Genomic DNA, 23,573 nt, shown 5'->3' on the forward strand with positions numbered 1-23,573 from the left:
TGCGTTCGAGGTGACGAAAGCACCGATGGATCGTTGGTCGGGGCATGACTGTGGACTCATCCGCGCAGCGGTACGGCGATGTGTTGTTCTCCTCCGCCCGCGACGGCGAGCGGGAGCGTCTGGGCGCCTTGGCCCGCGCGTTGGACCCGATCAGTCGGGATGTGCTGCTGGGACTCGGCGTTGCGCGCGGCCGGCACTGTCTGGACGTCGGAGCGGGGACCGGCACCCTCGGCCGCTGGCTGAGCCGGCAGGTGGGGGCGCGGGTGACCGCGGTGGACCGCGACACGGCGTTCCTTCGAGAGTGTTCCGGTGAACTGGACGTGCTCCGGGCGGACATCACCGATCCCGGGTTCCGGCCGGGCCGGTTCGATCTGGTGCATGCGCGTCTGGTGTTGACGCATGTACGCGAGCGTGAGGACCTGCTGCCCCGGATGCTCTCCTGGCTCAAGCCGGGTGGTCTGCTGGTGCTCACCGACCCCGTCGTGCTTCCCGCGACGCAGCTGCTGCACCCGCACTACCGCGCGGCGGTGACGGGGCACTTCCGGATGATGGCCGAGGTGATCGGCAGCGACCTGTACTTCGCGGACCGGTACGCGCAGGTGTTCGCCGGCTTGGGGCTGACCGAGATCGGGGTACACACGCACCGGCCGGTCGTGGGAGTGGACCGCAGCTTCACCGAGTTCGTCGAGGGCACCCTGCGCCAGTCCCGGCACTTCCTCCTCACCCACGGGATGCGGCCGGCCGCGTTCGAGGAGGCACTCGACCACGTGCGCCGGCCCGACACCCGGGAGCAGTTCTTCGAACTGCGCACGGCATGGGGACGCATGCCGCTCCCCTCGCCCCGGGACCCGCACACGGTCCACTCGTGACGCGTTCCCGACCGCCCGGCTTACGAACACCACACCTGCCAGCGAAGGTTGTCCCCGTGCCCCAGACGGCCCCCGCCCCCGCCGTTGCCCCGCCCCCTCGCCGGTGCCCGCAGGGCCTGGACGCGCGCATCGCACGATTCGCTTCCCCGGCCACCCGCATGCTGCTGGCGGGAGACGGCCTGACCACGGTGCTCCTCCAGGCCGCGTTGCGTGAGCCGTTGGACATCCGCGCCGACTCCATCGAGCAGACCCACGCGAACGCCCTCGGCGACACCGAAGCGGTGTCCGCACTGCGCCTGCCGGGCCAACAGCCGTGCTGGTCGCGCCACAGCCGCCTGCTCACACCCGACGGTGCGACGATCTCCCTCAACAGGGTCGTCGCGCCGACGGCACGCGACCCTCGCATGGACGCGGCCATGGCAGACCCGGAACAGCCCTTGGGATTCGCCCTGAGCCGGGCCGGGCTCACCACGGTCCGGCAACTGCACAGCGTCGGCCGTGTCCGATGGCCCGCGGGCCCCGGCCGGCTCTGTGTGTTCAAGACGTACACCATGCACGGCCCCGGGGGCGTACTGGCCTTCGTGCACGAGAGATACAGCCCCGACTGGTTCTCCGCGGCCGCCGACGCCCCGGCGGGCTGACGGAGTGCCGACGCTCGTCTCGAACACCCGGCTCGGGCACACACGGATCGGGATACTCCTCCGCCGAACCCCTGCTCACCGCCCGGTCGAACGCGGAATCCGTGTGATCGCACCGGTCCGGCCGAACAGCACTCCGCAGCAGGTCGGGGCCACCGGCTTCGCGTTCGCGCCGAGCTGAGCACCAAAGCGTGGAAGGAACGCTACGCCGGGACCATCCACCAAGCCGTCGCCGTCGCCGTCGGCGGCATGCGCCGCACCCCGTCACCGCGGCGTGGCCCGGGCAAGACGTACCTCGGCCATTTGTGGGAGGCGGCCGGTGGCGTGCGGCGTCGGACCGATCCGGACAGCCCATGGCGGAGTCGGTGACGTCCGATGCGAATCCATCGATGCGAATCCCATTCCCGATTCTCCCTCACACCCCCCTCGGGCTCCCTCGCGCCCTTCTCCCGATCCCTCAGGGCTCCCCATCGCTTTTCTCCGTGCCGAATCTGTTCTGTGAATCCGTACGAACGCGCACCGAACGCGCACAACGGCACGGGAGGGAGCAGGGCAAAACGCCTGTACCCGTGCACTCGACCGGGTCGGCCGTCCGAATCCCTCGGAGTCGTCGCGAGGAAAGCCGTTGACGTCGGGGAGGAATCGAAGGGATGCTGCCGGCAGAGGGCGTCCCTTTCACTTTCTCGAAACGCCGAGGAGGCGACCGGGGCATCCCTTTCACCGATATACGAACAGCGGGGGAACGGAGAAGAATGCGTATATCGCACCCGGTGCGCATGATCGCCATATCATCCGTGGCGGCGGTCTGCATCATTCCGGCGGCTTCCGGGCCGGCACACGCCACATATTGGTCCGGTGGAATGCCGCGCGCGGACTTCGACATACGGACGTTCGACTACAACAGCACATGGCAGGGGCCTCTCGTCCGGGCGATTTCGAACTGGAACGGTACGGCGACGCCGGTCGCGATCGGTACGTTGTCGAATTCCCGCAACACGTTGACGGTCAAGTCGTACTCGGACACCTGGTATGGGTTGACCACATCCAAGGGGCCGCGCAACAGCAGTCGTACCTTCACCATCAAGATGAACAGCAGAACCATCAACAGGGACGCGACCAACTGGAACAACATGGTCACCCGGATCTTCTCGCACGAGCTGGGTCACGGCCTCAGCCTGGCCGACAATCCGTCGACCTCGAAGGCTTCCATCATGAAGTACCAGTCCTGGAGCACGCTGGTGAAGCCGACCGCGTACGACATCGCCGAAGTCAACCGAATCTACTGACGAACGGGTGTGTGGCATGAAGAGGAGAATCCTTTCCCTGATCTGCGCCGCGGGGTTCGTCACGACGGTGGCGGCCTGCGGTTCGAGCGACAGCGGGTCGTCGGCCTCGGACCGGGTCTCGTATCACGCGGCCTTCCCGGAATTCGCTTCGTCCGACGAAATGTACGCGACCGCCGACTCGGTGGTGAGCGGTGTCGTCCAGCCGGGATCGGAAGTCAGGGAATTGGCGCCGATCGTCGTGGACAGCAACGATCCGAAGCTCAACCCGCAGGCCGGAACGGAGGCGACCGAAGAGCCCGGGGAGCCTGTCGTGGTGACTGTCCACCGGGTGCGGATCACCGAGCTGCACAAGGGCCCCGGAAAGGTCGGGGACGTCATCGAGGTCAAGCAACTCGGTGGCACCCTGGGAAAGACCACATACGAGTCCCAGGAGACCACGTCCCTGAAGGCGGGAACCCCCTATCTGCTGTTCCTGAACACGTACCCGGATGCTCCGGCATCGGTGCTCACACCGATTCAGGGTCAGTACACCCTGGACGGCCAGGGAGCACCGCAGTCGTTGCCGAACAATAAGCTCAAACTGACCGACGCGGATCTGAAGCGACTCGACCGCACCAACATGCAATAGTCGACCGGGAGCGGGCGCCGACGACTCGGCGGCCCGCTCCGCATCGACGTATACGGCCGAATAACCTGGATGCCGGCCGCCGGCGCAAAGAAACACTACGGCAGTCGAATTCTCGATTCCCACGTCGGCCACTCGTGTTCTTTCCGGGATCGGCGGATCGGTCCACCGCCTCCCCGGCGCGTGCCGGCTCCGTGATACCCGAACGCCCCTTTTCGCTCGGCCGGGGACGCCGCCGGCCCAGCCCCGCCCGCGCGGCCCGGCATGAGCGTCACGCGGCGCCGTCCGCGTTCGGTCGTCGAACCCGAGGAAGTACGCACGTTCCACCGCTGCCCCGCTTCGGCGACCAACACCTCGAAGCCGCACGAGCGCCCGGCCGCGCCCACTGACACGGCCGTTGTGCCGCCGCTTCGGCCGGCCGATCGTGGCGGTGGGAGGTCGGGTCGTCCGATGTCGGATGTGCGATCACCCGGACTTTCGTCCTGTTGCGGCTCTAGGGTCGGTGGGTAGGGGGCCGGGCGGGCGGAAGCCTTCCCGTGTGAGAACGGTGTCGGCGGCCGGTGGATGCCCGGGTCCCGTGAGGTCGGCCCGCGCCCGTGGGCCGGTTCCCCACGCGACGTTCGTGGCGGGTGTTCGGTCTTGCCGGGGGGCGTGGATGAGTCCGATGGTGCAGCGTTTCGTGGGCGCGGTGGGGGCGGTGGTGGTCGCCGCGATGGTGAACGTGGCCACCGGGCTCCTCACCACCGAGCCGACGCGGTGGTGGGTCTCCGCGGTGGTGTTGCTCGTGCTGGGGGTCGCGGTGCAGTGGTGGCTCCCGGTGGCACCCGCGCCGGTCCGGCGCCAGCGGGCCGAGGACAACAGGGTCTGCGGCTCGTTCACCCAGACGTCCACGGGGCCCGCGGAGCAGGAAGCGCGCGGGAACGACATCGACGGCGACTTCGGGCAGCGCCAGGATGGGTGAGCCGCGGAAGGACCCCCGACGCCTGCTCCGTCGGCGCCCCGCGCGGCGTACCGAAACCGCGCAGGACGCGGGCAACAACACCGTCGGCGGGAACCTCCAGCAGAACACCGGCGGCACCAACATTGGCCGTGACCAGAACATCAACATCATTCAACTCGTCGACGAGCAGGGCCTCGAACAGGCCCGGCGCCTGTGGGATCCCCGGCACCACCCCACTCCCTCCGATGAAGACCTCCCCGGGCAGCCCCCGGGCGCGCCGGCGCGACCCGGTTCCGCCCCACACCCCACACCGGTCCATATCGGAGCCGGGACCGGGGACACGTCGACCACCTCGCGTGCACCGAGCCGTCGCACCGTCCTGCTCGGCGGCGGCGCCACCCTGGCCGCGGCGGCCGGCGCACTCGTCGCCGCCCGCCTCACCGGCACCGACGGGAAGAAGGTCCAGGGCCCGAAGCCGTTGAGTGATCGGAACGCTTTCAGGAAAGCGGGGTTTACGACACGAATCGACGCGGTGATGCAGACGCCGGACAACGTGAACGAGTATTGGGTCTTCTCGGGGTCGCACTTCATTCGTATCAATGTGGCGGGCGGAAAAAACCACACAGATACCGTGGAGCAGGGTTTGAGGCCGTTGAGTAACTGGGGTGCTTTCAGTAGAAGTTCTCCGCAGTTTACGACGCAAATCGATGCCGTGATGCGGACGCCGGACAACGTGAACGAGTATTGGGTCTTCTCGGGGTCGCAGTTCATTCGTATCCATGTGGCGGGCGGGGAAAACCACATAGATACCGTGGTACAGGCACCGATGCCGCTGAGGGACTGGGGTGCTTTCAGTAGAAGTTCTCCGCAGTTTACGTCACGAATCGATGCCGTCGCGCGGACGCCGGACAACGTGAACGAGTATTGGGTTTTTTCGGGCGCGCAGTTCATTCGTATCCATGTGGCGGGCGGGGAAAACCACATAGATACCGTGGTACAGGCACCGATGCCGCTGAGTGACTGGGGCGGGCTCGGCGCCTACCAGAAATTTGCGGCAAGGATCGATGCCGTGATGCAGATGCCGGATGACATGAATACGTATTGGGTCTTCTCGGGACAGGAATACATTCGTACATCGTGGTCGGGTTCGGCGTGGTCGGTCATATAGACCAGCCGTGTCCGACGCGCCGACGACGAAGACGGACCGAAACGCGAGGAGACGACCCGGGCGGATCCGGTCACCACGACATGCGCGGCCGAACCGACCCGGATTCGCCACGCGGCGACCAAACGCCGACACCGCCGCGAGACCGCCCCAGGGGGCTGGGCCGGAAACGCCCCGCGCGGCCCGACACGACGCGCCCAACCCGCCTCCCGACGCCGTCCTGGCCCAGATGCGGGCCGCGATCGAGAACGATCCCGAGTCCGACGACGACTCCGGCACGCCGCGGACCCGAACACGCCGAACGCCTCCGGCGGCAGGTACTCGTGCTCGAACACGTAGTGGACGATCAGCTTCGGGGCCGCGAACATGTACCTGGGTGCCTGCGGAACCGGGACGCGGATCTCAGCGCTGCCGAGGCCCGGAGAGCGGTCCCATTCATAGGGTGTTCAGTCGGGTGCGTGTCTCATTCGCTTCGGGAGATCCCATCGCCGCGTACAGCGCGAGGGCGGTCTCCCATTGTGTTCGCGCGACGGCATCCTCGCCTCGTAGTTGTGCGAGGCAGCCCAGTTCGTAGTGGGTCCTGGCGATTCCCGATCGGTCGCCCACGATCGCGTAGCGGGCGGCAGCCCGGTCGATGTATTCCCGGGCGGACGTCGCGGACCCGGTGAGCCGGTCGAGAGTGCCCAATTCCAGTTCCGTCCAGGCGATTCCGCGTCGGTTCCCGATGTCGACGTAGATGCCCCACGCTCGCTCGAGGGATGTTCGTGCGGCAGTCGTCTCACCTTTCACTCGATGCAGGGAGCCCAGCTCCACGAGCGCGTCGGCGATGTTCCTTCGGCTGCCGAGGTCGGTGAAGACGCGTAGGGCGGCGGACAGGAGGGTCAGTGCCTCGTCCCAGTTCCCGGTGATGCGGGCGAGGATGCCGAGTTCGCGGTCGGCCCAGGCTCGTTTGACCGCGTCGTCGGTGCGGTCGCAGATGTCGCGGGCGCGGTGGAAGTGGTGTCGAGCCTGCGTGTACGCCCCGGTCTGGCGGCCGACCGTTCCCAGTTCGATGTGGATCCAGGCCTGGTTGCGTTCGTTCCCGATGCGGGTGAAGAGGGTGAGGGCCAGGTCCAGATGTTCGAGTGCGCCGCGATAGTCGCCGGTGAGGCGGCCCAGCATGCCGAGAACGCCCTCGCTGTCGGCGTGGCCCCGGGTGTCGCCTGCCTGGAGGAACAAGGCGCGGGCCTGCCCCGCGCGGACGGCCGCATCCTGATACCGGCCGCGGTGGTGTTCGATGTTGGCCAGGTCCGCGTGCGCGTTCGCCTGGCCAAGGACGTCGTGGAGGTCGACGAACATGGACAGCGCCCGACGGGCGTGCGCGTCCGCCCGGGGGTAGTCGGACAGGCGCCACGGGCGCGATCCGCAGGGCGCCCGAGGGCGGCAGTTGCGGATATCGCCGCGTCGGGCCCGGGCCGAGGCGCTCCCCGCCGCCCCCGTCGCCTTCGTGTCTGCTCCCGCTGCGTGCCTTCCCGCTCCCGCGTGCCTTTCCGTTCGCGTTCACGGGACGCGTCGCGCCGTTGCGCGCGCGGGCGTTGCGCGCGCCCGAGTGGGGTTGCGAGGCCGATGGTGCTCCTCGGCGAGGTGGTCGATGCGCACGGCGTCCAGGCCGCCTCGGGTGATGCGTTCGGTGCCGTCGAGGATCGCGCCGATCGCGGCCTGGCGGACCAGCCGGGCCAGGCTGCCGATCCGCCCGGCGGTGCGGGCATGCAGATACGACACCTACCGGGGCAGTGTTCCCGCCCGATGGGCGCGCAGGTCCAAAGCGTTCTCCATCGCGGCGACCAGGTCCAGGAACGGCTCCGCCCCACCCACACGCGCGGGGAACGCCCCACAGTCGATCAACGCCGCCCGGCCCGCGAGTTGCGCCCCGCGCACTCCCGCGAACAACGGTGTGGCGGCCACGTCGATGCCCGCGTACACGAATGTCGCCGCGATGCGTTCGGTGAGGTCCTTCAACAGGTCGGCGGTCTCCGCGCCGGCGGTGGTGCGCGGGCCCCGCCGGTGGATCTCGTCGATCATCACCAGCCGCCTCCCGCCTCGCCGTACACGTGGCGGACGGCGTTGGTGATCTGCGCCTGGGTCATCCGGTCGGTGATCGGCACGCCGAGGTAGCGGGCGAACTCGGCCGCCAGGGTCTTCGCGGTCGCCGCGGGCGGCACCAGGACGTACGCGACCGGTATCCCCGCGCCGTCGCCCGCGCGGCTTCGCGTGGTGTGGGCGAGGTGGCAGGCGCGCCCGACATGGAGCAGCGCGGTGGTCTTGCCCGCGGCGGCAGGCCCGGTGACGATCAGGGACGGCCGGGCGGTGGTCCGTTGGTGACGGCCCGGGATCATCAGCGTGCGCACGTTCGTGGAAAGGGTGTCGATGGTCGGGGTACGGACGGTCACGAACGCCGAGTGGGGGCCAGGCGTTCCTCCCGGCCGCGTGGCGGCGCGCCGGCCGCTGACCGCCATGCACGCGTTTCGGTGATCCGGCCCGGCTCGTCCCGTGATGCGCCACACTCTGTTCCCAGGGCGCGGCCCGCGAGGAGTGGCCGGGCGAACACGTCGAGGGGGAACGGGTCTCGTGGAGTTCGCGTCGGGGGTTCGGGTGGCGTCGGCGGTGGTGGGCATGGCGTCCCGGGTACTCGCCGCCCCCAAGGGCGCGCACACCGTGGAGCGGCCCGCGGCGAAGGGCAAGGTGCTCAAGCGTTCCGGGCGCACCCTGCGGGACAAGGACCTGACCGTGCTCGGCCGGACCCTCGCGCAGCGCCTGGCCGACGCCGACCCGGACTTCTCCCACCTGCCGCCCGACGATGGGGAGTCGGTCCTGGCCGCCGTCGACGCCCTGTTCGCGGCACCGGTCACGATGGACGACGTCCAGGCCACCCACCTCGACCCCACCCGCCTGCGCCACACCCTGTCCGCGCGCGCCGCGGCCGTCCCCACCCTGCCGACCCGTAGCGCGCGGGACGCGTTCGACACCCTCGTGGACGCCTGCTGCGCGCACGTCGTCGAGTTCTTCAGCCGCCAGGGCGAGTTCGCGACCCGCACCATCCTGGAGACCGCACGCACGACCGGCGCGATACTGGACCGCCTGCCCGCCACCGAGGACGAACGCGACGCCGCGTTCCGCGCCCGCTACGCACGCGGCGTACGGCCCGGGCTGGACAAGGCCCGCCTGTACGGCGTCGGCGAACTCACCGCCGAGGAATCCGTCTACGCGCTCACGACCTCCTACGTCGACCTGCCGCTGCACGGCACGGGTGCCGGTGCCCGCCCGCAGGCCGGCAGCCGGCGGGAACCGGCACCCGCCGGGCCCGAGCACGTGGACTTCGGGATCTTCCCGGACACCGAGCCGCCTCCCGACGCCCGGGCGATGTTCCTGCTGGGCGCCGTCGACGGCGACGCCGCCCCGGAGCACAGGGTCCTGTACGTGCGCGCCCCGGGACGGGGGACCTCGATCGACGACGTCCTGTCCCGCCGCAACCGTCTGGTCCTGGAAGGCGCGGCGGGTTCGGGGAAGACCACGCTGCTGCGACGACTGGCGGTGCGCTGCCTGGACGACGACCACCCCTGGGGCGGCGAGCGCACCCCCTTCCTCGTCAAGCTCCGGTCCCTGGTGCACGACGGGCGCCTGGTCCTGCCGGTGGTCGAGGAGTTCACCACCGCCACCGGGTCCACCCTCGCCGGCGAACAACCCGAGGGATGGGTCTCGCGCCGGCTTCGCGAGGGCTCCGCGACCGTCCTGATCGACGGCGTCGACGAACTCCCGCCCGAACACCGCGCCCGCGCGTTGGACTGGGTCGAACAACTCGGCGTCGACTACCCCAACGCCACCTACGTCCTGACCTCCCGCCCCGACACCCTGTCGCAACACCGCCTCACCCGCCTGACCGAGGACGCCGGATACGCCCTCGCGCACCTGCGCCCCATGACACCCGGCCAGGTCCACGAATGCGTCCGCCGCTGGCACCGCACCCACGCCCGCCGCGGCGGCGACGCCACCGAACTCGACGCCACCGCCGAGGCCCTCGTCGCGATCCTCGAATCCCGCCACGACCTCGCACGCCTGGCCACCAGCCCGCTCCTGTGCGCACTCGTGTGCGCGCTGCACCGCAACTCCGACGGCATCCTGCCCAAAGGCCGCACCGCCCTGTACCGCTCCGCCCTGGCCATGATGCTCGGCGGACGCGAACGCGCCCGCGGCATCACCGCCTCCCGCGTCCGCCTGCACCCCGACCAGGCCGAACGCCTCCTCGCCGCCCTCGCCCACTGGATGACCCTCGAAGGCCGCCGCTCCATACCCCACGACGTCGCCCACACCCTCGTCGAAACCCGACGACCCTGGCTCACCCCACCCCACACCGGCGACCCCTACACCACCGACGAACTCCTCGAACACCTCCTGCGCCGGTCCGGCGTCCTGCACGAACCCGAGGCCGGCGTCGTCGAGTTCGTGCACGCGAGCTTCCAGGACTACCTCTCGGCGGCCGAGATGATCGAGGGCCGCCACATCGGCCACCTGCTCGCGCACGCCCAGGACCCGCTCTACCATGACGTGATCGTCATGGCCGCGGCCCGCGCGCAGACCCCGCCCCGCGTCCAGTCCGAACTGCTGCGCGGCCTGCTGTCCGCCGGCGAACGGCACGAGAGCGGGCACCCGTGGATGCTCGCGGGCGCGGCGATCACCGACGCCGCGATGGTCGACCCCGAAGTACGCGCGGCGGTACTGGAACGCACCCGCTCGCTCCTGCCCCCGGCGGGATACGACCAGACGCGAGAGATCGTCGCCATGGGCGATTTCGCCATGGACCTGCTCATCGACCACCTCGACGCCGCCGGGGACGCCGTCGACCCCCTGCTCCTGACCGCGATCCTGGGCGGCGCACTCACCGAGGCCGGCGACGACGCCATCCCGTTGCTGCGCCGGACGCGCCGACACCCCTCACCCGTGGTGCGCACCGTGGTCGCGACCGCCGTGAACTCGGTCCTGGACACCGACCGCTACATCGACGACGTCCTGCTGACGATGCAGACCGACGACATCGACCTGCACGTCGACGACGTGACGCTCCTGGGCCGCCGCCCCGACCTGGGCGTGCTCGCGACGAGCACCTGCGTGACGGACTGGAACGAGCCGACCACGACGTTCCTGTCCGCGCTCCCGCGCCTGCGCGCCCTCACCGTCCGAAACCTCTGGACGTGGCCCGGGGCGACACAGGGCGTGCTGTGGGGGCTGCGCCGACTGCGGCGGTTGAGGCTGGAGGCCTGTGATCTCGGCGGCGATCTGCGCACCGTCGCGGAGCTGACCGACCTCGAGGCGTTGGAACTGTACGACTGCTCCGGCCCCGCCGACCTCGAGATCCTCACGGCGCTTCCCCGGTTGACGCACCTGGACATCCGGCACTCCTCCATCCACGACCCGCAGCCGTTGGCGGGGATGACCAGCCTGCGGTTCCTGCGCCTGGAACTCGGTCCCGACGACGACGCGTTCGTGGACCGTCTCCGCGCCGGCGCCGGGCAGGTCACCTTCGAACGGGAGTGCCTGGTGTGGCGGGCGTCGAACCCGTGAGGACGAACCACGCAGCGTCCGGGTGTCCGGTCCGGACCCGCGCGGCCCCACCGGGTCGTCCCGATCCCGGCGGCGACCCGGATCGACCCACGAGGAAGGGTGTGGTTTGCGATGAGGACGGGCGACGGCGAGTACGGGGGTGGGGGCGGGCGCAGATCGATTTCGATTGCGCGCATCCGGCACGCGTGTGCGACCACCTGTTGGGCGGGAGCACGAACTTCGACGCGGACCGGGTCGCGGCCGAGGACGGCGTCGGCGTCGGTGCCGACTCTGGGCGTGATGCCCGGTAGAGCCGGGCGTTCCTGTTGCGGGCGGTGGCGCACCTCGCGCGAGGGTGTCCGGCAGTTCGTCGCCATCGGTACCGGGATACCGGTGGAGGGTCGCAACGTCCACGACGTCGCGCAGCACGCGGACCTGTCGGCGCGGGTGGTGTACGTGGACGACGACCCGATCGTCCTGGCGCACGCGAACGCCCTGTTGACCAGCGGCGCGGGCGGGCGTACCGCCTACGTCGACGCCAGCCGGGTGCGCGCGCGGCCGACCCGGGGCCGTCGCCCGCAAACGGTGAACCGCCCGGCGCGGTCGCGGTTCGGCGCGGTCGCCCCGGGGCGGGGGGACTCGCCCCCCGGCGTCGCCGGTCCCGGCCTGCCTCGGGGGGACGCGGTCCGGGACCGGTCGCGGCGCCGGGTGGGGTGGCTCAGGGGCGGCAGGGGGCAGGCAGGCGAGGTCGGCGGGCAGGGCGGCGCTGGGGCGGGGGACCTCCGCGAAGTCGAGGTCCTCGGGTTCGCTGTGGAGTCCGTCCAGGATCCCGTCGACGGCGGACGGCAGTTGCGCGGGCGCGCCGCGCCGGCAGGCGGCGATCAGGCCGTGGCGGATCGGGGCGGCCGGCAGCGGTCGGCCTGCGGGACCGCAGGCCGCGGGGGGTGCCCCTATGGGTTGGTCAAGGTCGGGGGTCAGTAGGTTCGTGTGGTCGGGGTCGAGTTGTGGGGGTGTGCATGGGTGACGGTCAAGTGACGATCACGCTGACGAGTGACGAGGCTCTGGTGCTGTCGGACTGGTTGTATCGGCTCCAGATGACCGATCTCAGCCGTGTCGTGGACGAGCCGGCGGTGTGGGCGCCGATCCATAGGATCGCCGGGACGCTGGACAAGGCCCTGCCCGAGTTGTTCGCGCCTGACTACAACCAGCGGCTTGAGGCCGCTCGTGAACGGCTTCGCCCCGAAGACTGACCGGTCGATACAGCGTCATGAAGCCGCAACGGGTCGGGGTTCGTAGAAGGTGCCGTCGCGGAGCATCGCGAACAGCACGTCGGTGCCTCGTCGGGCGAGGCAGAGCAGCGCTTGGGTGTGGTGCTTGCCCTGGGCGATCTTCCGGTCGTAGTAACTGCGGGACGCGGGGTCGGCCAGGGCCGCGAAAGCGGACAGGAAGAACGCGCGTTTGAGCTGCTTGTTTCCTCTGCGACAAGCGCCTGCCCAACAGCGAGCCCAAACACCCTGCGGCGGCGAGCCGTGTCGCGCGGATGGCGGGGATCCCGCTCCCGGACCCCGCACGGGTGTTCGTCGTCGCCACCGATTCCCGCGACCGGGCCCGCGCGGTCCAGGTGTGCACTGCGGTCACGGCCGACCTCGCGGGCTCCATGGCCGGGGGAACCGCGGCGTGGACGTGGCCATGCCCTTATGAGGCCGGCCATGCCCTGCTGCTCGTGCCGGCGGCCGCGACGCATTTCGCATCCGATCTGCACGCCGCTCTGCACGGCGCGCTGCCGGGCCGGTACCGCGTCGCCGCGAGTGCGCAGGTGCCGGTGGCCGGCCTCGCGCTCGGTTACGGACAGGCCCTGGCCAAGCTTGCCGGTCCGGTCCCCGGACGCGCCCATGTGGCGGCCGAGAGTCCGACGGAGCCCGGATTGGCGCCGCTCGTGGGCGCATTGGGGCGACGGTGGGCCGCCGAGTTCCTGGCCCCGGCCCGTGCACACCGCGGCGCCCGCCCTCAGGATCCGTCGGGCGAGGATCTGGTGGAAACGCTCCGCGTGTGGCTCGCGGTCGGTCGCGCTGCGCCCGGGCGCCTGTACGTCCACCGCAACACCCTGGCGTCGCGGCTGCGCCTGGTCGGCGAACTGCTCGGGGTCGACCTGGCCGGGCCGGGCGGACAGGCCGTGGCGGACATCGCACTGAGGTTCGACGCGCTGCCGCCGAGGGCTCCGGCCTCGGCGGGGGGCGCTGCCACGGCCCCGCCCCGTTTCGAGGACGTGATCCGACAGCCGCAACTACGCGCCTGGGCTCGGGCCTTGCTCGCTCCCGTCACATCGGATCCGGTCGGCGGCGGGTCCCGCGCCGCCTCCGCGGAGACCCTGCGGGTGTGGCCGGCCCATGACTGCCGGGCTCCGGCGTCCGCTGCCGCCCTCGTCCTGTCCGAGGCCGGACTGCGCAAGCGCCTGGGGCGACTCGGCGAACGCCTCGGCTTCGACCTCCGCTCCGCTGCGGCGCAGTGCGACCTGTGGCCGGCCGTGCGGATATCGGGCGGCTGAGCCGCGGTCGGCACCCACCGGCCCGGCACACCACCAAGCGACGCCCTTGCCGCGGCGCAGCTGGTTCGTACAGGCCAAGGCCGTGAACGGTACGGCGCTGCCCGGGTCGCTCGTCACGGCCGTGCGGGTCGTAGCTCGTTGTGGGATCGACTCCCGATCGGTGCCGGGTCCCGGATCGGCCATCGGCGTCCGGTGTCGGGATCACCGGCCCACACGTACTGCTCGGTGGGTGTGACGGTCATGCCGTAGTCGTACAGCCGGATCCGCCCGACGTCGATCCATCGGTCCCGGGTTGCGAGGAGTTCGTCGGCGAGGCGTCGGGGCCGCCTTCGCGGACGAGGCCGTGGTCGTCGTCGCACGTGCCGATCAGGATCGCCCAGGACGCGGCGCCGCGTGCACGGCTCCGGCGGCACCCGGCCATCGGAATTGTCCGGCGGGGCCTTGCCCTTCGACGGATCCGACTCGCTGATACTGCGGACCGCACTCGTGATGCTCGCGCACCTGGAACGACACAGGAACGCACTCGGCCAGCGCAACGGCCCAAGGGGCGGGGTGTGCCAATCGCCGGAAGCCCGACAGCGTACCCAAGGATCGGTAGCCGGTGTTTCCGGCCCAACGCCGAAGGTGACGACGACACCGCCTCTCGCAAGGGCAGGCACGGCGGCCGACCGCCGGTCGTCACCGACGACATGCCGCACACCGTGCTGCGGCGCCGCGTGAACGGCGAGTCCGTCGAGCAGATCCAGCCCGACCTCGCCGGCGTTCGGCCGCGATCCAGGCGGCACCGACTGGCGGGGAGCGCTATTCGAGATGTGCGGTATTCCTCCCCGAGGGCCATCGGGCTCGTCGGGTGGAACCGGCGGCGCCGGCGAGCCGGTCGTCCCGCAACAGCACCGGCACATCCCCTCCACCCCGCCGCCGCGCTCGTCCTCCTCGGCCTCGACGCGTGGGCCGAACGCGCGCCCGGCAGTCCTGGCCTTTTTCGCGATCGACGCCGACATCGCAGGCCCACCTCGCAGGCCTCCGAGCCGGTCTGCTTCTCGATCGGGTGTCAATACTGCCGGACGATCATGTGCTCTCGGCCTCGGATTCGTCACGGCGACGTGGTGCGACGACAAGCCCGATCGCGAGCAGGACGGCGGCGACAGCCAGGATCGCGACGGTGGCGTCCGACGAGCCGGACATCATGATGAGCAGCCAGCCGAACGCGGCGGCGCCTATCGAGCCACCGAGTTGTCGGGCGAGGGTGAGTGTGGCCATCGCGGAGCCGAAATGCGCGGGCGGGGCGGAGGTGATGCCGAGCAGCGTGTACGCCTGCATCAGCAGACCCAGGGCGGCACCGGACAGCGCCAGGCCCACAAGCGCGATCCCCAGCACGAGAGCACTCGGCCAGGTGCTCCCGAGAGGGAGGATCGAGAGCAGGCCCAGGCCCACCACACCCAGCATCAGACCGAGCCGTCCCCAGGGCACGATGCGAGGGAACTTCCGCGCGACGACCGAGAAGGTTGCGGTGATGACGAGTTGGCCGGCGGTGAGGGCGACCAGCAGGGTCGAGACGGTCGACATGTCGTACCCGGTGCCGGCGTTCACGGCCAGAGGAACGAAGGTGAACGTTCCGAACAGCGCGGCTCCACCGATCCCGGTGACGATGATGGACCGGGACAATCCTCGCGAGGCGAAGATCGCGGGAGGGACGAGCGGGTCCGCGGCTCGCCGCTCGCGTCCGACGAACGCGATGGTCGCGAGGACGGAGAGGGCCAGAAGCGCCGCCGAGGGGACGACGGAGCCGGCGATCGCCTCGAACGATCCCAGCACGACGATGCCGGAGGTCGCCACGAGCATGAGCACCGCTCCGGCCAGGTCGAAGCCACGCAGGCTGGTCCTGCCGGACCTGCCCGGCAGACCGCGGCACCCGATCACGAGGGCGAGGACGCAGACGGGCAGGTTGACCAGGAAGATCGCCGGCCAGCCGGCCCACGCGGAGAGGTACCCGCCGACGGGAGGCCCGGCCAGTGCCGCGATCGCGGTGACCGCGGTGAGCCACACCTGCCGGCGGATCAGCTCGGTCTTGTCGAACAGCACGCCCAGGGTGCTCACCGCCGTCACGATGAGCCCGGCCCCGCCGATGCCCTGCACGGCGCGAGCCGCGACAAGCAGCGGCATCGAGGGTGCCAGAGCACATGCCAGGGAACCGGCGGCGAAGACCAGCACCGAGCCGACGAACACCGCGCGCCGGCCGAGGATGTCGCCCAGCTTGCCTGCGATCGGCGTCGTGACCGTGACGGCGAGCAGATACGCGGCGGTCACCCCCGCGATCGCCGGTCCGGCGTCCAGGTCGTCGCCGATCCCCGGAAGAGCCGCCACCACGATGTTCGTGTCGAGCTGGGCGAGCAGCATCCCGAGCAGCAGTGCGAAGAACGCCAGTTCGACACGCGCCGGAACTGCCCGGCGGTTGCCTGACCTTGGTGGCGTCTCGGTTTTCATCACCCCTCCAGATCTATGCGATACGCATACACTACACTGTACATGCGTATCGCATAGACTGTTCCGCGTGGACACGAAGACACCGGAGCCCGCAGAACGTCCCGGGGCGGGACACGCGCTGTTCCGCGTAGTGCGGTACTGGTCACGTCGGTGGACCGGCACAGGTCGGGGCATCGACGCCGAGCGCGGACGCGACGTGATGGTCACCGAGGCCGTCGCCGCCCGCCAAGGCGACGAGGGCGCCACGGTCAATGCGGTCGCCGACGAACTGGGCATCGACCAGTCCGGCGCGAGCCGGTTCCTTACCCAGGCGGTCGAACGCGGCTACCTCCGCAAGGTCGCCTCGCCCACCGATGCGAGGCAACGGCGACTCCTCGTCACCGACAAGGGAGCAAAGATGCTCGCCTCTGCCCACCAGTGGCAAGAATCCGTCTTCGCCGAGCTCACCGCCGACTGGTCGGCCGACGATGTGCAGCGCTTCCACGGGTATCTGCAACGCTTCCTCGCCGCCCAGCAAGAGCGCCGGTAGCCGACCGGATCCACCGCGACCGAGACGGCAGCCCGCCGCACCGACCGGATGCGCGCCGCGCGCCGCCTTCCGCCGCGGCGACGACGCGCTCTACCACGCGCTGCTGCTGTGGTACGGCACGGCGTGGACCAGGCAGCCCGCCCTCTCCAGGTCCGGACGCGGCAGGCCGGGGAGGCAAGCCAACACATAGGTGGCGGGCCCGTCGTACACGACGCTCCCCGGAGGGAACGTCTTTGTCTCGCCGGCGTCGACGTCCCCGATCACGGAGGTGACGTGCTTGCGCCGTTCGTCCGCGTCGAAGCGGACGTCTGGGCCCGTGGGTTGCCCTTGATCGGCGCCGGAATCGTGCTGGGCGTGTTTGCCGCCGTCCGCCGCTCCCGGCAGTCGCCCAACGAGAACGACAGTCACACCGGTGAACCCGCGGCCTGAACGGGCGCATCACTCGCGGCGGACGTCCGGCGCGGTCGCGTCGACCTTTTCGACCGGCCCGTCCCTGGCAGCAACATGCCAGAGGGCGTAGAGGTGCCGGGGCGCGGCCACGACCGTCTTGAGCGAATCTTCGCCGGTCTCCGTCGGTACGCGACCCCATCGATCGTTTCGGGTGGCTACAGGAATCGTCTGATGGGGAGGACCGCCGCCTCCCGCAGACGCTGTCCGGGGGCTCGACGCCGCCGGCGGTCCGGGTCGATGGTCATGCTGTGTTCGAGGTCCGCGTCATAGTCCCGGTCCAGTTCCGCGGTGAAGGTCTCGTCCGGGACGGCGAGCATGACTTCCTCGTCGTGGTCCATGGAGCGGCGGTTGAAGTTGGTCGAGCCGATCAGCGACGCCATTCCGTCCACGGTCGTGATCTTGGCGTGCATCATGGTCGGTTGGTACTGGCGGATGGATACGCCCGCTTCGAGGAGTCGGGTGTGGTGGTGCTGGCCGGCGAGTCGGCAGGCGCGTTGGTCGGTGTGGGGGCCGGGGAGCAGGATTTCCACCGTGACGCCGCGGCGGGCGGTGGCGCACAGCAGGTCGACGAAGTAGGTGTCGGGGGCGAAGTAGGCGGTGGCCGGGCGGAAACGTTGTTCGGTGGAGGTGGGCATGACGCGGATGAGGGTCTGCATGTCCTGCCATCCGACGCCGGCCGAGCCGCGCACGACCTGGACGATCGAGGTCCCGACCCGGTCGTGTCCGGTGAAGCGGTCGCGGTCGTCGAAGAGTTCGTCGTGGCATTCGGCCCGGTTCTGGGCGAACGCGGCGGCGATCCCGTCCACGGCCGGGCCGCGGACCTTGACGTGGGTGTCGCGCCATTCGTCGGGGTTGCGGGCGTCGCCGCACCATTCCTGGGCGATGCCGACGCCGCCGGTGAAGGCGGTGTGCTCGTCGACGACGAGGGCCTTGCGGTGGCAGCGATGGTTTTGTTTGAACGGCGACAGCCACAACGGTTTGCGGAACCAGGCCACTTGGACACCGGCGTCGTCCGTGACGTCGAGGAGGTCCCGCTCGATCTCCTTGGCGCCGAGGCCGTCGAGGAGCAGTCTCACCCGCACGCCGGCCCTGGCCCGGTCGGCGAGCGCGGCGGCGAAGTCGCGGGCGATCCGACCTCGCCAGTAGACGAAGGTCATCATGTCGACGGTGTGCTCGGCGCCGCGTATCGCGTCGAGCATGGCGGGGAAGATCGCATCACCGTTGCGCAAGGGTACGAGTTCGTTGCCTTCGGTGGCCGCCATGCCCAGCAGGCGTTCCAGTCGTCGGCGAAGGCGCTGCTTGCGGGCCGATATATCGCCCCGGGCCGTCGCGTCGGTGCCGTCGGGGTGTTCCGTGTTCTCCCGAGTGCTCATGCGGCACCTTCCGACGATGGGGATGGCGAGCACGTCGGTCATCCGCAGACGGATCGGCAGTTGGGCGGTGGTGCTCAGGGTCATCGGAACGATGTGACCGATGCGGTGCCCGGGAAGGTCCGCCGTGCGCGGTCTCGAACGAGGCGACGCGGTGGGTCCCGGGGATCTTGTGCCTCGATCGGTTTCAGTCGGCGAGGAGTCGGGTGCGCAGTCCGGTCAGGGTTCGGGCCAGGAGGCGGGAGACGTGCATCTGGGAGATGCCCAGGCGCTCCCCGATCTGGGACTGGGTCAGGTCCTGGCCGAAGCGCATGGACAGGATGTCGCGCTCGCGCTGTGGGAGAGCCGCGATCAGCGGCTTGAGGGTGTGCAGGTTTTCGGCGAGGTCGTATCCGGGGTCGACGAACGAGGCGCGCGAGGCGTGCATCTCGGCGGGGCCGTCGTCGCCGGCCGGGGCGTCGAGGGAGGACGCCGTGTAGCCCGCGGCCGCGGCGAGGCCCTCCACGACTTCCTCGACGCGGATGCCGAGCCTGTCGGCGAGTTCGGCGGACGTGGGTTCGCGGTCGTGCTCGGTGGTGAACGCGTCGCGGGCCCTGGCCAGTTCCAGGCGTAGTTCCTGCAGACGGCGCGGGACGTGCACGGCCCAGGAGGTGTCGCGGAAGAAGCGCTTGATCTCGCCGGAGATGGTGGGGACGGCGAAGGTGGGGAACTCGACGTCGTAGGAGGGGTCGAAGCGGTCGATGGCCTTGATCAGGCCGATCGTGCCGACCTGCACCATCTCCTCCGTGGTCTCAGGGCGCGAGCGGAAGCGCCCCGCGACGAATCGGACCAGGGGGATGTTGAGTTCGATCAGGGTGTTGCGCACGTACTGGTATTCGTGCGTGCCCTCCTCGAGCACCCGCAGCCGGTCGAACAGCACCTTCGACATCGCCCGTGCGTCGGCCGCCGAGACACCGCCCGGGTCATCGATGATCGGCAGGCCGACGAGCGCGCCGTCCTCGGCGGCGGTCGCGTCGGGGGCCAAGGAGGTGGTCGCGGCGGTGCGGTTCATGTCGGCGTCCTCCTGCGTTCGTGCGGCTGTGGGCCGGAGCATTGTGCCCCATGCCGTGAGGGGTACACCCGTTCGGGGGCCGGATTCCGCGCCGCAGGCAGTGACACGTGCCTCTTCCCGCCGAGGGCGACGTCCGATACGGCGTTCACGGCGCCGAGCGCCGGTCGATCGATCGGGCGACGCCTGAGGTGCGGGTCGCCGGGCAGGTGTGCGGGACGGCGACGTCGGCCTCGGGGAAGGATCGCCGATGGTGTACGAAAGGGCAGGTCACGGCCCTTGTGGTGGATACGTGGTCTCCCCCTGCGATCCCGGGCTCGTGGACCGTCCGGACGAGGACGCGGGCGAGCCGTCCCGTGCCCGCGGGTCGGGGTCGACCCGAAGCACCGTCCGCCCGCCCGCGTGCTTGTGAGGAAGGTCATGCGTCCACGCCGTCGTTCCCTCGTCCGGTGGCGCGTGCCGCGACGGACCGGGGCTTGCGCCCGGGGCCACGAAGCGGTGGGAGCCACCCTCGCCGACTGGGGTTGGGACGAGGATCGCGTGGCCGCGGCCGTCCTGGTCGTGTCGGAGGTGTCCAACGCTCGGGCGCACACCGACGGGGGCGTGGTCGTGGCCGTGCGCCGGCCCGGGAGCGGGGTGCGGTCGTCCGTGACCGACACCGATCCCGGGATGCCGACCCGTCGCGACACCGGCCCCGAACACGAGGGCGGCTTCGGCCCCTGCGCATCCTCGACACGATCACCACCGACTGGGGTGTTCGGCTGCGCCTGACCGGAAAGACCGTCTGGGCCGACATCGACGGCCTCGCCCCGACGCGCGCCGACACGCGCGCCCGGCCCGGTGCCTCGATCCGGGCGCGGCCTTTCGCCCGATTCCATGGGCGGGTCCGGCGGCCCGCCGAGCGCTCACCGCGTACACCGCCGAACCAGGCACCGCCCCGCACGATGCCCTGGGGCTCCTCGCCGACCGGGTGGCGACCCCGGACGAGACCGCCCCGCCGCGGCCCGGACCCGTGTCCACATCGAAACCGGCCTTCCCCCGGCGGTCTGCACGCAGCTCCTCCCGACGCCGGCGGGTCCCTGCCGAGCAGTCCGCAGGGCGCATCAAGGGGGCACGGCCGAAACGATCTTGCCGGGGCCCGGTGGCCGTGCATGGGCCCTATGTGACCGGGGAGGCCACGTTCACGCGCAGCCGTAGGGTCGTTCCCTTGTCGGTCGAACGGATTTGGAGCAGGTCGCAGATCTGGTTGACGATCCACAAGCCGCGGCCGCCGTCCTGGTCCGGCGTGGGCCGGTGGCGGCCGGCGAGCGGGTCGACGACGTGGCCGGCGTCCTGGATCTCGCAGATCAGGTGGGTGTCCTGTCGCCACAGGGTGATCGTGCCGGTGCCGCCGCCGTGCACCAGGCTGTTGCCCGCGGCCTCTCCGATCGCCAGGAGCGCCTGGTTGAGCTGCGGGCGGGGGGCGTCGGACAGGGTTCGCCGGATCAGGGCCCGCACGGCGGCGAGTTCACCGGAGCCGAATGTGAGCTTTTCGGCGTGCCCCGGGGCGGGGGGGGCAGTGCGGGGCCGAGCAGGGTCGCCGCGAAGTGGTCGGGTCGGGGATGCGGGTGTTCGGTGCGGGCTGCACCGTCCAGGACCTGCGGGTGGGAGTGGCGGACCGCGTCGATGATGTCGGGTTCGAGGGTCGTGGTGTCGTAGGGACACAGGAGTCGCCAGGGCACGCCGTCGAAGGCGAGGTTGAGCAGGGTCTCGTGGTGACGGCACTCGGCGAGTTCGTCGTCGTCGCGGCCGGCCCAGATCGGTTCGCCGATGCCGCGGAAGACGCGGCTGCCTGTTCCCCGGTCCATTGCTGCCAAGCCGGGATGATGCGCGCGGGGTTGCGCCCGACGCGTTCCATGTCGATCCAGGTGACGTGGTCGGCGTCGGCGGAAAGCTCCTCGCGCAGCGCGCCGGCACGGGGTTGGACGACCGCGACGGCGACCGCCTCGTCGGCGGCCAGGCCCGTCCGGACGAAGTCCGCGGTGCGCTCGACGAAGTCGTCCAGGCCCGCGTAGAGCAACGCGTCGTGGCGAAATTCCGTGACCGTGTTCATCCGGCCGCCACCTTCTCCAGTGCCAGACCGGGTACCCGGTCCCATCCTGCCAGTTCCACCAGGTCGCACAGATCCTCGGAGGCTCGGCGCACGATCAGGTGCCTTCCCTGCTCCAGTGCGCGGGCGGCCTCCACGAGGGTGCGCACACCGGCGACGTCGATGAACTCCAACGACGACACGTCGACCACGAGGTCACCATCGGCACAACCTCGACGGCGCGCGCACGCGCCGTCGAGGCCGTACCGGTTCACCGCCGTCGCGGGGGCACAGCCCGCACACCACGCCACGAGGCGGATACGAGGATCCCACGAAGGCCACTCGCCCACCCTGCCACCGACACCAGCCCCGGCGCGCGCCGTTCGCCGAACGATACGTGTCCGCTCGCCGAATGCGTTCGACGCGCCGGACGCGGACCACCCCGCCTGCCGCGACCCGGGCGGCCGTACCCGGTTCCGATGGTCGCCGACGCCCGACCCCCGGCCCGCGGTTCGGTCCGGTGTCCTCAGGAACCTTTCAGTACGGGTTTGCGCCGGTGGGCGCCGCACGCCGTCTCCACTGCCTTCGCCAGTTGGAGGACGCCGAGATCGTCTCCGGGCCGTCCCATGATCTGCACCCCGAACGGCAGACCTGCATCGTCGAATCCGCACGGTACGGCGACCACCGGAACTCGCAGGGTCGCCGGCAGGGCGGTCGACAGCATGCCCGCCACCTGGTCCGGAATCTCCACACCGCCGATGCACCGCACCCACGGCACGTCCGCGGCCTGCGGCGTGGTCTGACATACCGGAACCACCAGGAATTCGTACCGCTCGAAGAACGCGGCGGCCCGCCATGCCAGACGGGTGCGCAGGGCGTACGCCCGTGCGATCTGTTCCGCGGTGATCCGCCTTCCGTGCTCCACGACCGCTCGCACGGACTCCGAAACGAGGTCGCCGCCGCGCCGGATGTCGTCCGCGTACCCTGCAAGCCCCCACGCCCGCAACGTCCGGAAGACCTCCTCGGCTCCGGTGAAGTCGAGCTCGTCGTCGGTGACATCGCAGCCGATCGCCTCGAATACCGCGCGCGTCGAGGAGAACGAGACGAGCACCGAATCCTCGAAGGGCAGCCCGCCGAGATCGCGTCCGAACGCGACGGCGACCCGGGCGAAGTCGCGGTCCAGCGACACCGCGAAACGGTCGGCGCCCTCCGGTAGGGCGAACGGGTCCCGCGGGTCCGGGCCGGCAACGGCGGACAGCATCAGCGCGATGTCGTCGACCGTTCGTGCCATGGGGCCGACCACCGGCAGGTCGAACCACGCACTGCGTGTCGGGACCATCGGCACACGTCCGGGAGTCGGCCGAAGCCCGACTACGTTGCAAAAGCTCGCCGGGTTCCGCAGGGAGCCGCCCTGGTCGGTCCCGTCGGCAAGCGCCACCATGCCGCAGGCAAGCGCGGCAGCCGCGCCGCCGCTGCTTCCTCCGCTCGTGAGGTTCGGGGCGTACGGGTTTCTCGTGATGCCGAAGACGGCGTTGGCGGTGTGGGTACCGATGCCGAACTCCGGCATGTTGGTCTTGCCGATGGTGATGGCTCCGGCGGTGTGCTGCCGCTCGACCACCAGGGCGGACACGGTCGGAACGTGGTTTTCGTACAGCAACGAGCCGAAGGTCGTACGCACCCCGGCGACGGGAAGCCCGTCCTTGTGCGCCACCGGGAGACCGTGCAGCGGTCCGACGGGGCCGTGGTGCACGATGCGGCGGTCGAGTTCCTCGGCGCGTTGCAGGGCGCGGTCGTCGATGCGGGTCACGATCGCGTTCACGAGGGGGTTGGCCTCGTTCAGGCGTTCCAGATGAGCCAGGACGACCTCGCGCGCGGAGACATGGCGGCTGCGTATCAGGGCTGCGAGTTCGTGGGCCGGGAACGCGCACAAGTCCCCGGCCTGAGCGTCCGATGAGACCACGACTGTCCCCTGACCGTTGTGC

At 70.5% G+C, this 23,573-nt stretch carries 19 protein-coding genes and 3 pseudogenes; 12 read left to right on the forward strand and 10 right to left on the reverse strand.

What is annotated here, in order from left to right:
- Positions 1–44: 44 nt before the first annotated feature.
- The 6 genes from ACH4U8_RS44240 (at position 45) to ACH4U8_RS44265 (ending at position 5,526) form a co-directional block, all read left to right on the forward strand.
- Positions 45–869: a class I SAM-dependent methyltransferase gene (locus tag ACH4U8_RS44240; RefSeq protein ID WP_395784239.1), complete on the forward strand. Its 825-nt coding sequence runs from the start codon at positions 45–47 to the stop codon at positions 867–869.
- Between the two features lie 56 nt (positions 870–925).
- Positions 926–1,510, forward strand: a complete 585-nt coding sequence (locus ACH4U8_RS44245) for a hypothetical protein (RefSeq protein WP_395784241.1) — start codon at positions 926–928, stop codon at positions 1,508–1,510.
- Positions 1,511–2,277: 767 nt separating this feature from the next.
- Positions 2,278–2,793, forward strand: a complete 516-nt coding sequence (locus ACH4U8_RS44250; protein WP_360317839.1) for a hypothetical protein — start codon at positions 2,278–2,280, stop codon at positions 2,791–2,793.
- 7 nt (positions 2,794–2,800) lie between these two features.
- The gene (locus ACH4U8_RS44255) at positions 2,801–3,421 is read left to right on the forward strand and encodes a hypothetical protein (protein WP_395784243.1); all 621 of its coding nucleotides are present in this window, start codon (positions 2,801–2,803) and stop codon (positions 3,419–3,421) included.
- Positions 3,422–4,082: 661 nt separating this feature from the next.
- Positions 4,083–4,379 (forward strand): hypothetical protein, encoded by a 297-nt coding sequence (locus ACH4U8_RS44260; protein ID WP_395784244.1) that lies wholly within the window; start codon positions 4,083–4,085, stop codon positions 4,377–4,379.
- On the forward strand, positions 4,372–5,526 hold the full coding sequence (locus ACH4U8_RS44265; protein ID WP_395784246.1) for a hypothetical protein: 1,155 nt from the start codon (positions 4,372–4,374) through the stop codon (positions 5,524–5,526). The genes ACH4U8_RS44260 and ACH4U8_RS44265 overlap by 8 nt, the downstream gene beginning before the upstream one ends.
- Before the next feature lie 432 nt (positions 5,527–5,958).
- Here the strand turns inward: ACH4U8_RS44265 and ACH4U8_RS44270 are convergent, their stop codons facing one another.
- Both ACH4U8_RS44270 and ACH4U8_RS44275 read right to left on the reverse strand, forming a co-directional pair.
- Positions 5,959–6,957, reverse strand: a complete 999-nt coding sequence (locus tag ACH4U8_RS44270; RefSeq protein ID WP_395784332.1) for a tetratricopeptide repeat protein — start codon at positions 6,955–6,957, stop codon at positions 5,959–5,961.
- A 105-nt stretch (positions 6,958–7,062) separates the two neighbouring features.
- Positions 7,063–8,035 (reverse strand): annotated as a pseudogene (locus tag ACH4U8_RS44275) (TniB family NTP-binding protein).
- A gap of 95 nt (positions 8,036–8,130) precedes the next feature.
- Here ACH4U8_RS44275 and ACH4U8_RS44280 point away from each other — a divergent pair.
- The 3 genes from ACH4U8_RS44280 to ACH4U8_RS44290 all read left to right on the forward strand — a co-directional run bounded on the left by ACH4U8_RS44280 (position 8,131) and on the right by ACH4U8_RS44290 (position 12,347).
- Complete coding sequence (locus ACH4U8_RS44280; protein WP_395784248.1) at positions 8,131–11,118, forward strand: NACHT domain-containing protein; 2,988 nt, start codon at positions 8,131–8,133, stop codon at positions 11,116–11,118.
- Positions 11,119–11,397: 279 nt separating this feature from the next.
- Entirely contained in the window at positions 11,398–12,078 is a 681-nt protein-coding gene (locus ACH4U8_RS44285) for an SAM-dependent methyltransferase (protein WP_395784250.1), read from the forward strand.
- A gap of 35 nt (positions 12,079–12,113) precedes the next feature.
- A complete protein-coding gene (locus ACH4U8_RS44290) occupies positions 12,114–12,347 on the forward strand; it encodes a hypothetical protein (RefSeq protein WP_395784252.1) in 234 nt (77 codons plus the stop codon).
- A gap of 15 nt (positions 12,348–12,362) precedes the next feature.
- Here the strand turns inward: ACH4U8_RS44290 and ACH4U8_RS44295 are convergent.
- Positions 12,363–12,584, reverse strand: a pseudogene (locus ACH4U8_RS44295) (IS110 family transposase); the annotation flags it as partial.
- 53 nt (positions 12,585–12,637) lie between these two features.
- Here ACH4U8_RS44295 and ACH4U8_RS44300 point away from each other — a divergent pair.
- Positions 12,638–13,642: a helix-turn-helix domain-containing protein gene (locus tag ACH4U8_RS44300; RefSeq protein WP_395784254.1), complete on the forward strand. Its 1,005-nt coding sequence runs from the start codon at positions 12,638–12,640 to the stop codon at positions 13,640–13,642.
- Between the two features lie 1,068 nt (positions 13,643–14,710).
- On the opposite strand, the gene ACH4U8_RS44305 is transcribed toward ACH4U8_RS44300, so the two are convergent.
- Positions 14,711–16,201 carry an MFS transporter gene (locus ACH4U8_RS44305; RefSeq protein ID WP_395784256.1) on the reverse strand — a complete coding sequence of 497 codons (1,491 nt, stop codon included), beginning with the start codon at positions 16,199–16,201 and terminating at the stop codon, positions 14,711–14,713.
- Positions 16,202–16,325: 124 nt separating this feature from the next.
- Between ACH4U8_RS44305 and ACH4U8_RS44310 the strand changes: the two genes are divergently transcribed.
- On the forward strand, positions 16,326–16,655 hold the full coding sequence (locus tag ACH4U8_RS44310) for a MarR family winged helix-turn-helix transcriptional regulator (RefSeq protein WP_380018090.1): 330 nt from the start codon (positions 16,326–16,328) through the stop codon (positions 16,653–16,655).
- A 273-nt stretch (positions 16,656–16,928) separates the two neighbouring features.
- Positions 16,929–17,084 carry a hypothetical protein gene (locus tag ACH4U8_RS44315; RefSeq protein WP_395784258.1) on the forward strand — a complete coding sequence of 52 codons (156 nt, stop codon included), beginning with the start codon at positions 16,929–16,931 and terminating at the stop codon, positions 17,082–17,084.
- Positions 17,085–17,260: 176 nt separating this feature from the next.
- Here ACH4U8_RS44315 and ACH4U8_RS44320 read toward each other — a convergent pair whose 3' ends face one another.
- From ACH4U8_RS44320 to ACH4U8_RS44345, 6 genes and pseudogenes are all read right to left on the reverse strand, one after another.
- Positions 17,261–18,478, reverse strand: a complete 1,218-nt coding sequence (locus ACH4U8_RS44320; protein ID WP_395784334.1) for a phosphatidylserine/phosphatidylglycerophosphate/cardiolipin synthase family protein — start codon at positions 18,476–18,478, stop codon at positions 17,261–17,263.
- Between the two features lie 184 nt (positions 18,479–18,662).
- Positions 18,663–19,526, reverse strand: coding sequence for an RNA polymerase sigma factor SigF (locus tag ACH4U8_RS44325; RefSeq protein ID WP_395784260.1), 864 nt, complete (start codon positions 19,524–19,526; stop codon positions 18,663–18,665).
- Between the two features lie 1,155 nt (positions 19,527–20,681).
- Positions 20,682–21,020: an ATP-binding protein gene (locus ACH4U8_RS44330; RefSeq protein WP_395784262.1), complete on the reverse strand. Its 339-nt coding sequence runs from the start codon at positions 21,018–21,020 to the stop codon at positions 20,682–20,684.
- Positions 21,008–21,660, reverse strand: a pseudogene (locus ACH4U8_RS44335) (MEDS domain-containing protein). The gene ACH4U8_RS44330 and the pseudogene ACH4U8_RS44335 overlap by 13 nt, the downstream one beginning before the upstream one ends.
- Positions 21,612–22,160 carry an STAS domain-containing protein gene (locus tag ACH4U8_RS44340; protein ID WP_395784264.1) on the reverse strand — a complete coding sequence of 183 codons (549 nt, stop codon included), beginning with the start codon at positions 22,158–22,160 and terminating at the stop codon, positions 21,612–21,614. The pseudogene ACH4U8_RS44335 and the gene ACH4U8_RS44340 overlap by 49 nt, the downstream one beginning before the upstream one ends.
- Complete coding sequence (locus ACH4U8_RS44345; RefSeq protein ID WP_395784266.1) at positions 22,118–23,551, reverse strand: amidase family protein; 1,434 nt, start codon at positions 23,549–23,551, stop codon at positions 22,118–22,120. The genes ACH4U8_RS44340 and ACH4U8_RS44345 overlap by 43 nt, the downstream gene beginning before the upstream one ends.
- Between the last annotated feature and the right edge of the window lie 22 nt (positions 23,552–23,573).

Source organism: Embleya sp. NPDC020886 (assembly GCF_044333915.1).
Taxonomy (GTDB): domain Bacteria; phylum Actinomycetota; class Actinomycetes; order Streptomycetales; family Streptomycetaceae; genus Embleya.

Coding starts and splice junctions, on each gene's coding strand:
- ACH4U8_RS44240 (WP_395784239.1), top strand. CDS start 45: ATGACTGTGGACTCATCCGCGCAGCGGTACGGCGATGTGTTGTTCTCC.
- ACH4U8_RS44260 (WP_395784244.1), top strand. CDS start 4,083: ATGGTGCAGCGTTTCGTGGGCGCGGTGGGGGCGGTGGTGGTCGCCGCG.
- ACH4U8_RS44265 (WP_395784246.1), top strand. CDS start 4,372: ATGGGTGAGCCGCGGAAGGACCCCCGACGCCTGCTCCGTCGGCGCCCC.
- ACH4U8_RS44285 (WP_395784250.1), top strand. CDS start 11,398: ATGCCCGGTAGAGCCGGGCGTTCCTGTTGCGGGCGGTGGCGCACCTCG.
- ACH4U8_RS44290 (WP_395784252.1), top strand. CDS start 12,114: ATGGGTGACGGTCAAGTGACGATCACGCTGACGAGTGACGAGGCTCTG.
- ACH4U8_RS44300 (WP_395784254.1), top strand. CDS start 12,638: ATGGCGGGGATCCCGCTCCCGGACCCCGCACGGGTGTTCGTCGTCGCC.
- ACH4U8_RS44310 (WP_380018090.1), top strand. CDS start 16,326: ATGGTCACCGAGGCCGTCGCCGCCCGCCAAGGCGACGAGGGCGCCACG.
- ACH4U8_RS44320 (WP_395784334.1), bottom strand. CDS start 18,478: ATGAGCACTCGGGAGAACACGGAACACCCCGACGGCACCGACGCGACG.
- ACH4U8_RS44325 (WP_395784260.1), bottom strand. CDS start 19,526: ATGAACCGCACCGCCGCGACCACCTCCTTGGCCCCCGACGCGACCGCC.